This is a genomic window from Gilliamella sp. BG7 (assembly GCF_046635565.1).
Lineage (GTDB): Bacteria > Pseudomonadota > Gammaproteobacteria > Enterobacterales > Orbaceae > Gilliamella > Gilliamella apicola_P.
On record NZ_JBIDFB010000021.1, the window covers coordinates 1 to 9,114 of the forward strand.

The following is a 9,114-nucleotide window of genomic DNA, read 5'->3' on the forward strand; positions in this document are numbered from 1 at the left end:
TGAGCGTGTATGAACGGTACTGCGACTTAATGCGTACGCATGCGGATAGCGTGCGTACACATTTAGGTCATAAAACTCAAACAATGCTTATAACTCTAACAGACCAGTTATGCACAAATGCACATTTTTCATAGCCAGTGAAAATTTAGCCCAACAAGAGCTAAATTGAACGGGAGCGGCCCACCGAAGGTGGGCATGAAAATTGTGTAGTTCGTGTATAACTGATTGTAACGCTGTTGCTGATAATGATACTGAAAACTGAGGAGCAGGGCTAGCCGACCAATGGGAGGGTTTAAGTATTTTAAATACTTAAACGATATTTTTTAATTTCTAGATTAAAAAATATAGCCCTGCCCGAATTATACCCTATTTTAATAAATAGACTAAAAACCATAACTGTTCGCATGCGAACACTCATTACAATAATCAGTAAAAAAAGCAGGAAAATTACCACCAAAATAGCTCCACACGAGCAAATAAAATAACTGGCATAGGGATAGTTACCCGTATGGGCGAAAACCGCAGGTTTGAGTTTTTACTAGCTTCAGCTAGTAAAAATATAGCCCGATTTTTCGTAGAAAAAATGCCCAAAAAAGGCGCTTTATTTAATCATAAGGAATAGGAAGAATGGATACTGAAACATTAATATAGTAACTGATAACACAAAAGGAATCAAAAAAATTTTTTAGGATTCAACTAATAAAAAAATATCGTTTGCTACCGCCTCGCCTGACGTCTCGTTGCTGAATCTCAATTTTCATTTTTTACTACGTAAAAAACCCAAAATTGAGATTGCCTATTTTCATAAATAACGCCTTATTTTTAAATTTAGTAATTATTCATTCGATATTGTCGCTAATCACTTGTAATGTTCCGTTTTTACATGACCAAACGTTGTTTATTTTATTTTTATTTATTTTGGTTAAAACACATTGATTTTCTCTAATAAAATTTTGCCATTCAGCTTTTTCTTGTGAGATTTTTAAATTATATAAAATAATAAATAATATTATCGCTAAAGCTATTCCTGCCCACCAACTAACCCACAAAATAGTAACAGTTCTTTTTTTTAAATATACACCTGATCCATATTGATTCGAGTAAAAATAAAAAATAGTTAAACCAATTAAATAGATTGAAACTCCTAACAGTAAAACATTTATAATAATCATATTTAATACCTTTCACTAGTTGTTCGATAATTTATTCTTTAATATAGTCATCTAATTACTTCTCTTTTTATAATAAAAATCGAAGGCAAAAATGAGTATAAAAAGCGACCATAAAGCAATTGAAATAAATAAACTGATATAAAATAAATCATTATATATTTCAATTTTATTTCCAAATAACACGCAGAAGAGATATTCAACTAGTGCAGAAACAGAAAAACCCAAACTCAAATAAAATATTTTATATTTCAAAGAATTAGAAACTTTAAACATATTATCTCCTTAGTTCGTGCATGATAATTAAAGTATATTTTCATCATCACAATAAAACCTAAATTCTTTGAACTCTCCTTGTTCCTCATCGATAGGCTCTCCTTTAGATTGATATAACATCGGATCACGTTCCAATTTTTTAAGTGCTTCCTCACTAGATTATTAATCGCTATAAACTTGGCATATATAAATTTTAATATTAACATTTTTTGTTGGTGCATCAACTTTTAATTATTAGTCTTAGAAAAGGATGATAAAAATATTTTGATTTTGCTTAAATTTCATCATTTATTCCTCAATCTTCATGGCTAATTAAAGTATACTTATAATAACCTATCTATAAAAGTAGGTCAATAAATATCTAACAACAACTTAAAATAGCCTAGCCGAATTTAATATGTTAATATAACCACCTAACCTTAAAAAGGTAAGGGCAGAGGAAAATATCACAGATTAATTAGGAACAAGAATGAAAGTTGCTAGGATATATTTAAGAGTTAGCACAAAAGAACAAGAGCTGGAAAGACAAGAAAGAATTATTGATGATACGAAAAAACAGGGTTATTACATTGCAAATGTTTATCGAGAAAAAGCTTCAGGAGCTATTGCTAATAGACCTGAATTACAAAGAATGATCGAAGATCTACAAATTGGTGATGTTGTAATTGCTGAAAAAATAGACCGCTTAACAAGGCTACCGCTTGACGAAGCTGTTAGTTTAATCAATTCGATTAAATTAAAAGGAGCAAAACTATGTATACCTGATATTTTAGATTTATCAGATATATCATCTGAAGCAACTGGAGTGACAAAAATTGTTATAGATTCAATGCAAGACTTGTTGTTAAAAATAGCATTACAAGTAGCCCGTGACGATTACGAAACTCGAAGACAACGCCAAAAAGAGGGGATAGTAATAGCTAAAGCTCAGGGAAAATTTAAAGGACGCAAAGCAAACACTCAGTTACATAAAATGATTATACAATATCGCAGTTCAGGAAAAAGCATAAACAAAACAGCGGAGCTATTGAATTGTAGCCCTTCAACTGTAAAAAAAATATGGACAAACCACAAAAAGAAAAGTGAAGTTAATAACCATTCTAAACATGACGTTGTCACAAAATAATATCGCACCACAATAGCAATAAAAACCGATCAAAGATAAATTAGGTGAACTCTGGCTGTATCGAGCAAGAAATTGTCGTATTCTAGAAAAGATCGAAGGCTGAACTATTGAATAGTAGTTCAGCAACAGCTTATTTAATAATAACTTTTCTTTAAAAGAAAATATCTGGTTAATTTTGTTACTTCTTATTTTATTTTTCGAAGTTTAGACTATTTAGATTCAGTTTTTTATATCCTTAAAAATATCATCAAAATGCTCATTACAATGACGTAAAAGATAATTAATAATTTTTGTTTTACTCCACCCTTTTGTTCTTAACGAAATTGAAATCATAGATGCATTACTTTCAGGTGTTAATCGAATTCCATTAAGAACGTCTCCCCCTTGTTGTTTTAATTTTGAATTAAATAGTATAACTCTTTTGGTGCTAGTTGTTTTAGTCATTGATTTCAATCCTTTTAGCTGACACTAGATTATTAATCGCTATAAACTTGGCATATATAAATTTTAATATTAACATTTTTTTGTTGGTACATCAACTTTTAATTATTAGTCTTAGAAAAGGATGATAAAAATAGCTACTCAAAAACTGTAGATAAAATTATGTTACTTATATAGACTAGAGTATTAAAGAATAAAATAGCATAGCATGGGTGAGTTATAGACACTCTGCTTGGCTAGAGTTATGTTTAAAGCATTTTTACTTTATGTCTAAAAGAGTTATGATATACAAAGGAGCATTTGTAGTGCACCTCCTTGCTATGACTAAAAGATTAGCTAATAAAGAGAGGATCTATTTTGAGCATTATTTCACGAGAAACCCGTTGCTTACTCTCATTATCGATGCTGAGAGGAATAGGTTCAGCGTATTTAAAAAAAATAATACAGATACCTAACTTTATCAATTTAACAGTCGAAGACCTAGCAAAGTATAGTCCAGAAATTGAAAAAGCCTTATCTGATAAAAAAGTGTGGGAAAATTGTCAAGGGCAAGTAGATTTTCAATTAATTCAAGCTGAAAAGAATAAGGCTCGTATTATCTCATTACTAGATCCTGAATATCCAAAACTATTAGCTGAGACGAAAGATGCTCCTGTTATTCTTTACGTAAAGGGGCAACTTAGTAAACACTCTGAAAAATCAGTTGCAATTGTTGGAACTCGGAAACCTACTTCTCAAGGTTCAGAAATTGCGAATCGAATAACACGTTTTTTTGTAGAAAATGGATGGAGCATTGTAAGTGGCTTAGCAATAGGCTGCGATACACGAGCTCATAAAACAGCACTGAGCCTTGGAGGGCATACTGTTGCGGTATTGGCTCATGGGTTGGATATGGTTTATCCTAAGGAAAATATACCATTGGCAGAGGAGATACTTGCATCTGGGGGAGCGCTAATAAGCGAGTATTGCTTTAACCAAGAAGTAAAGAATCACCAGTATGTAAAAAGAGATCAGGTACAAGCAGGGATGGCTCAAGGGGTGGTTATGATCCAATCTAGCTTAACTGGTGGAAGTCTTCATGCCCCCCGAGCCTCACTAAGTTATAATAGGTGGCTTGCAGTGCCTATCCCAACTAAAAAAGATATGCAAAACTTAGAAGATAGCATAAAAGCAAATATTGTAATTACAGATGAAGACCAATCCGAAAAAATAAAACTTCTAAAATGTACACAAAAACAACTAGAACACATAATTGTATTAAAAAGCAAAAATGATTATTACCGAATGACAGAATTTAGTTTAAAAACTAAAAGCGAACTCTCAAACCTGAGTCTAAAGATTCTTTAATAAGGCCTTACTGACCTCTGGAATATCTAAAAGAATCCATTTTTCTTTATTCCATACAACTTCATTACCTGGAGTTAAACGTGCCATAAAATACCTTACAAAGCCCAAATTTTAGAGTTCATTGTTAATAACGTTGCTAAATCACAGCCAACCTCTCGTTTAGCTACTAACCTCCAAAGTGAAGGGATAAGCTGAGCTTGATTTCATTTATCTTTGAATATAGAGCTGATTAATAAATGTGGTGTTGTTTCTACTACCTCTGCCAATTTATCCAAAAGTAACAATTGAAGTTCTGCATCACCTTCTATCAGCATGTATCTATGCAAAAACTTTGCATTATCTAACAATTTAGCTAATTTTCGAGCAGCTCTAAATTTTGGCAATAGTTCTTTCCATGCACTATTTTTAAATGCTTCTCTATACTTTACCTCTACTAAAACAGGTCTTTTATCATAAACAAGAATATCTTGATGCCATTTGAAAAAGATTGAAATATTTTTTTGATCCAAGATCATAATCTGTTCATAATTTTGATACATTTAGTAACTGATATTTTTCTAACCAAAACCTTGGTCATAATCAACGTTAGACAATGGTAATGGCAATTCTTCAAGATAGATCCAGTGAGTTACTTTGTCATCAGCTTGCACATCATCCCAGTATTTACCTTGAATAAAAAAACTCTTCTTTATGTTGCCTTTTTTAGTTAACACCAAACACCATTTTGAACACTCCATGTATATACTTTCTTTTCTAGGTAGCGAGTGATTTGCATCACGCCAATTTAGTAAATGGTTAGACGTAAATAGGGTTTGAATCAAATTTAGGGGGAATTCTAAATTTGAGCTACACCCTGTAACGATCATATTCACATAATGACTACTATGAGGTTGGAGAGTAATCCACCCATCATTATTATCAGCATCAACAACCGTTAAATAAATTTCCTCACCATTATTTGCGTAGAACAATCTGGAGTAGTGTTTCATCAATTCATCAATTGATAAAAACTCATCATTAATTTTCAATGCGTAACCGAGGTTAGTAAAACAAGACCAAATAAATTTAACTATTTTTTGTTCAATGCTTATTTGTTGGAAAGACTGTTCAAACCTTGGAATATTTTCTTGAGAATCATGTATAATATTTATTTCACTATTCATTGTTTATTCCCTGTAATAAAAAGGTTTATGGTACTTTTTTTGAAAAAATCTAACTGTTCGCATGCGAACAACTATTAAATAGAAATTATTTTTCTCAGCATTTTTCATTTCCTCTCATCCTACATAAACATTCTGTTGTTTTCACTCTAGATTCATGTAATGTGTTTATCAGGTTATCTAAATCATCCATTCCTACTTCGTTTTGTTTTGTAAAAGTAGAACAATTAAATAATTTGAAAAACGTGTCATAGAAAAATAACACTCTATCTCCGTTTTCAAATAACCCAAAATTTATATTATTAACATTTTTTATTTTAGCTAATCCACTTATAAAACATTTCATGTATTCACTTCTAAAAATAGGCGTATTTTTTTTAGTTTTTCTCCAATTGTTTATTTGACTATCAGATGGTAAAAAATCTAATCCCCCAAGTCTAAAAATATTTCTAACACCTTTGTAATTATGAGTTAAATTCAATAAAATAATTAATGTACTAAAACAGAATGAATCTAGTTGTTTATCATTCCATTCCTTCTTTATTTTAACCATTTTTTCACCTTAATAAGTTATCCACAAAAAATGTGGATAAAAGAAGTTAATTTTGTTTAATTAAATGAATTATAATCATTTATTCAATTGCTATTTTTTGTACAATATAATGTTCGCATGCGAACACTATATTTTATTAAAAAGCGTCTTAAGCTTATCGACTTGTTCAAATGACAATAAAAACTCTTTATTATTAATAATTAAGATAACGTTGGCATCATCAATTGTTTGAATGTCGAAAGAATTAACTTCCTTAGGTTTAGCAATGATATCTTTCTTTTTTTCAATGCTTCCAGTTAAAAGCTTCTTTAAATCATTAACAACACTACGAAAAGGCTTTTCCCTGTTATTTAATCTATTTACAACTTCTTCGTTCTGAAATGCATCAGGATACTTTGTAACTATAGTAGACAGTAAATAAAGAGATTCAACGTCACTGGTAATTTTATTTTCAGAAATAAAATCGACCAAATTTTGTGAGCGAGCAATACCTAGATATTTATGTAATTTAGTTCTGCTAATATGCAACATATCAGCCATTTGTTGATGATTAAAACCTTTCTTCTCCCCTAGCTTAACCAATTCTAAATAATTAATAGCTTCCTCGATTGGATTGAGATTAATTCTTTCTTTATTTTCTGCTGTTTGTATAAGCTTGATAGCAAATAAATCCCCTATTTCATCTACAATTAAAGCTTTTATCTTGAGGCCTTTATTTGATCTTGAAATTGCTCTCCATCGTCTTTCACCAACTACTATTTTATATAAACCTTCATCCTGATCAAATGAAACAAGAATCGGTTGAAGTTGGCCATTTGTTTCTATATCAGAAAGTAAATTTAAAATATCACTTTCCTCAAAAACTTTTCTTGGTTGCATTGGATCAGGTATTATTTGTTCACATTTTAATTCTATTATTTTATTTTTATAAAAATTACTATCAAATCCGAACGCATTTGGCTGAGCAATTTCAGAATATAAATTAACATTACTTGAGTTATTCTCTTCTTCTTTTTTAGCTAATTTTTTTGCAAATTTACTCATAAACTAACCCTTATTTTATTTAAAATTTCAATAGCTAATGATTCGTATTCATTAGCAATTCTACTAGCTTTCTTATCCTCTTTAGCATAATCGACAATTGATTGCTGCAAAGCTGAACTTTCACGCATCTTCATAGAATAAGAGATTCTTGTTTTGAGTAAAAAGTCGGGGTACAACTCGATTAATTTTTGATTATATTCTTGTTCTAAAATTAATGAAGAAGCTTTATTCTGCTGTGAAGTATAACTATATTGAGTAACAAAAATTCCAAGCACATTTAAATCTGAATGAGATCTTTGTTTAATTCTTTTTAAATGGTTTATTAACTGGATTGTCCCAGCTATCCCCCCAATGGATTTTTGCTCTAAAAAAGTAGGGATTAGGGCATAGTCACTAGCTAATAAAGCGGCTTTCTGTAAATTAGATTCTGTTGGAGGACAATCAATAAGGATAATATCAAATTGTTTTTTTAATTTCTCTATATTTTCCTCATAATCATAAACCACTTCGTCATAAGGAGCGGCTAAAATTTTTGATAGATGCTTAGTAGATCCAATAAAAAATAGGTTATCTTTTATTTTAATTGGCTCTATTATTGAATTCCTATCGTAAAGATTTAAAGAATGGGCGTTTCCGATATTAACATTTTTATTGCTAATTTCTAAAACTTCTGAAGGCACTTTAATATTTAATTTATTATCTCGTCCAAAGTAGAATGACATTAAATCGCTTTGCAATTCATTTTCAATAGAAAGAACCTTCATGCCTTTACTCGCCAAAATGTGCGATAAATTAAAATTACTTGTTGATTTACCTACCCCCCCACTTTGTTGAATTACACTAATAACAATACCATTTTTTGAAGAATTTACATTTTTACTCATTTTTAATCTCCTATGTAGTAGAAAACATTAATATATTGAATATTATTATATCATGTTGATTAACTAACGCAAAATTATTTTATAAAACCGATCGAAATCGGTTTTTAAACTAAATATTTATTTTTTTACATCGATAAAAGGTAATGTCGAATTAGGTAATACGGTAGCTGGTAACTTTCCGTCCCATTTTTCAGCTTTTGTTAATTCTATTAGTGCTGAATTAGCCTGTAGTGCCTGAGTTTTTGCTATAATAGCCTTAGCTTCTGCTTCACCTTTTAAAATTGCCGCTTCAGCTTCAGCTTTAGCTTTAGCTAAAGTACTATCAGCTTGAGCTTGAGCCTTAGTAACAGCAATTTCAGCACTTATTTTTTCTTTTTCGAGATTTTGTTTTTGAGTTTGAACTTCCACTTCGGCTTTCATTCTATCTTCCACTGATTGTTCATAAGCTTTTGAAAAATCAATATCTTCTAGTTGAACAGATTCAACAATAATAGGGTACGACTCAAGTGATTTTTTAATAGCTTCATTAACATCTTTTGTGAGTTGTGTTCTTTTTTGAACTGCTTCGATAGCACTATACTGACCAAATACATTTTCAATTTGATTAGGAACTTGTCTTTCGATTGTATTTAAAGCTAATCCTTTTATATCTCTAAAGTTTAAATAAACATTGCCTGCTTCATTAGATGGGACTTTAAATGTCACTGATGCTTTGATTGTTGCAGGTTGTTGATCTTTGCTATATGTTGACATTTCTTGGAAAGTAAAATTCAGTGTTCGAGTACTTATATAGTTAACAGAATCAATAAGAGGAATTTTAAAATATAATCCTGCATCAACTATTCGAATTATTGCTCCATTTCTTAGTTGAACACCTTTTTCTCCTGCATCAACAGTATACCAACTAAAAAGCCCCATAATAAAAATGATAAAAAGACTTATTGATATAGTAATTTTTTTAGCAATTGACATAGAAATTATAAAATTAGTTTTTTCTTCTTTCATTATTTTCTCCTTATATATGAACTTATTAAAGTTTAACTCTATGAATATTATTATATCACGTTGATGTATCAACGCAAGTAATTTTTAACCTTTTTATTAAAAAAAACGA

10 protein-coding genes are annotated in these 9,114 nt (G+C 30.3%); 2 read left to right on the forward strand and 8 right to left on the reverse strand.

The window, feature by feature from the left end; all coding sequences use genetic code 11:
• Window positions 1-839 precede the first annotated feature (839 nt).
• Window positions 840-1,172, reverse strand: a complete 333-nt coding sequence (locus ACGH49_RS10630) for a hypothetical protein (RefSeq protein WP_411589339.1) — start codon at window positions 1,170-1,172, stop codon at window positions 840-842.
• A gap of 742 nt (window positions 1,173-1,914) precedes the next feature.
• Between ACGH49_RS10630 and ACGH49_RS10635 the strand changes: the two genes are divergently transcribed.
• Window positions 1,915-2,571 carry a recombinase family protein gene (locus ACGH49_RS10635; protein WP_411589340.1) on the forward strand — a complete coding sequence of 219 codons (657 nt, stop codon included), beginning with the start codon at window positions 1,915-1,917 and terminating at the stop codon, window positions 2,569-2,571.
• 219 nt (window positions 2,572-2,790) lie between these two features.
• Here ACGH49_RS10635 and ACGH49_RS10640 read toward each other — a convergent pair whose 3' ends face one another.
• Window positions 2,791-3,015, reverse strand: coding sequence for a hypothetical protein (locus ACGH49_RS10640; protein WP_411589341.1), 225 nt, complete (start codon window positions 3,013-3,015; stop codon window positions 2,791-2,793).
• Between the two features lie 399 nt (window positions 3,016-3,414).
• Here ACGH49_RS10640 and ACGH49_RS10645 point away from each other — a divergent pair, with 399 nt between their 5' ends.
• Complete coding sequence (locus ACGH49_RS10645; RefSeq protein WP_411589342.1) at window positions 3,415-4,359, forward strand: DNA-processing protein DprA; 945 nt, start codon at window positions 3,415-3,417, stop codon at window positions 4,357-4,359.
• Between the two features lie 203 nt (window positions 4,360-4,562).
• Here the strand turns inward: ACGH49_RS10645 and ACGH49_RS10650 are convergent, their stop codons facing one another.
• From ACGH49_RS10650 to ACGH49_RS10675, 6 genes are all read right to left on the reverse strand, one after another.
• The gene (locus tag ACGH49_RS10650; RefSeq protein WP_411589343.1) at window positions 4,563-4,874 is read right to left on the reverse strand and encodes a hypothetical protein; all 312 of its coding nucleotides are present in this window, start codon (window positions 4,872-4,874) and stop codon (window positions 4,563-4,565) included.
• 42 nt (window positions 4,875-4,916) lie between these two features.
• Window positions 4,917-5,522, reverse strand: a complete 606-nt coding sequence (locus tag ACGH49_RS10655) for a hypothetical protein (RefSeq protein WP_411589344.1) — start codon at window positions 5,520-5,522, stop codon at window positions 4,917-4,919.
• A gap of 94 nt (window positions 5,523-5,616) precedes the next feature.
• Window positions 5,617-6,072 (reverse strand): hypothetical protein, encoded by a 456-nt coding sequence (locus ACGH49_RS10660; protein WP_411589345.1) that lies wholly within the window; start codon window positions 6,070-6,072, stop codon window positions 5,617-5,619.
• A gap of 126 nt (window positions 6,073-6,198) precedes the next feature.
• Complete coding sequence (locus tag ACGH49_RS10665; protein WP_411589346.1) at window positions 6,199-7,116, reverse strand: ParB/RepB/Spo0J family partition protein; 918 nt, start codon at window positions 7,114-7,116, stop codon at window positions 6,199-6,201.
• Window positions 7,113-8,000, reverse strand: coding sequence for a ParA family protein (locus tag ACGH49_RS10670; protein WP_411589347.1), 888 nt, complete (start codon window positions 7,998-8,000; stop codon window positions 7,113-7,115). Before ACGH49_RS10670 ends, ACGH49_RS10665 begins: the two co-directional genes overlap by 4 nt.
• A 117-nt stretch (window positions 8,001-8,117) precedes the next feature.
• A complete protein-coding gene (locus tag ACGH49_RS10675; RefSeq protein ID WP_411589348.1) occupies window positions 8,118-9,005 on the reverse strand; it encodes a prohibitin family protein in 888 nt (295 codons plus the stop codon).
• Between the last annotated feature and the right edge of the window lie 109 nt (window positions 9,006-9,114).

Coding starts and splice junctions, on each gene's coding strand:
- ACGH49_RS10635 (WP_411589340.1), top strand. CDS start 1,915: ATGAAAGTTGCTAGGATATATTTAAGAGTTAGCACAAAAGAACAAGAG.
- ACGH49_RS10640 (WP_411589341.1), bottom strand. CDS start 3,015: ATGACTAAAACAACTAGCACCAAAAGAGTTATACTATTTAATTCAAAA.
- ACGH49_RS10655 (WP_411589344.1), bottom strand. CDS start 5,522: ATGAATAGTGAAATAAATATTATACATGATTCTCAAGAAAATATTCCA.
- ACGH49_RS10670 (WP_411589347.1), bottom strand. CDS start 8,000: ATGAGTAAAAATGTAAATTCTTCAAAAAATGGTATTGTTATTAGTGTA.
- ACGH49_RS10650 (WP_411589343.1), bottom strand. CDS start 4,874: ATGATCTTGGATCAAAAAAATATTTCAATCTTTTTCAAATGGCATCAA.
- ACGH49_RS10675 (WP_411589348.1), bottom strand. CDS start 9,005: ATGAAAGAAGAAAAAACTAATTTTATAATTTCTATGTCAATTGCTAAA.
- ACGH49_RS10665 (WP_411589346.1), bottom strand. CDS start 7,116: ATGAGTAAATTTGCAAAAAAATTAGCTAAAAAAGAAGAAGAGAATAAC.
- ACGH49_RS10645 (WP_411589342.1), top strand. CDS start 3,415: ATGCTGAGAGGAATAGGTTCAGCGTATTTAAAAAAAATAATACAGATA.
- ACGH49_RS10660 (WP_411589345.1), bottom strand. CDS start 6,072: ATGGTTAAAATAAAGAAGGAATGGAATGATAAACAACTAGATTCATTC.
- ACGH49_RS10630 (WP_411589339.1), bottom strand. CDS start 1,172: ATGATTATTATAAATGTTTTACTGTTAGGAGTTTCAATCTATTTAATT.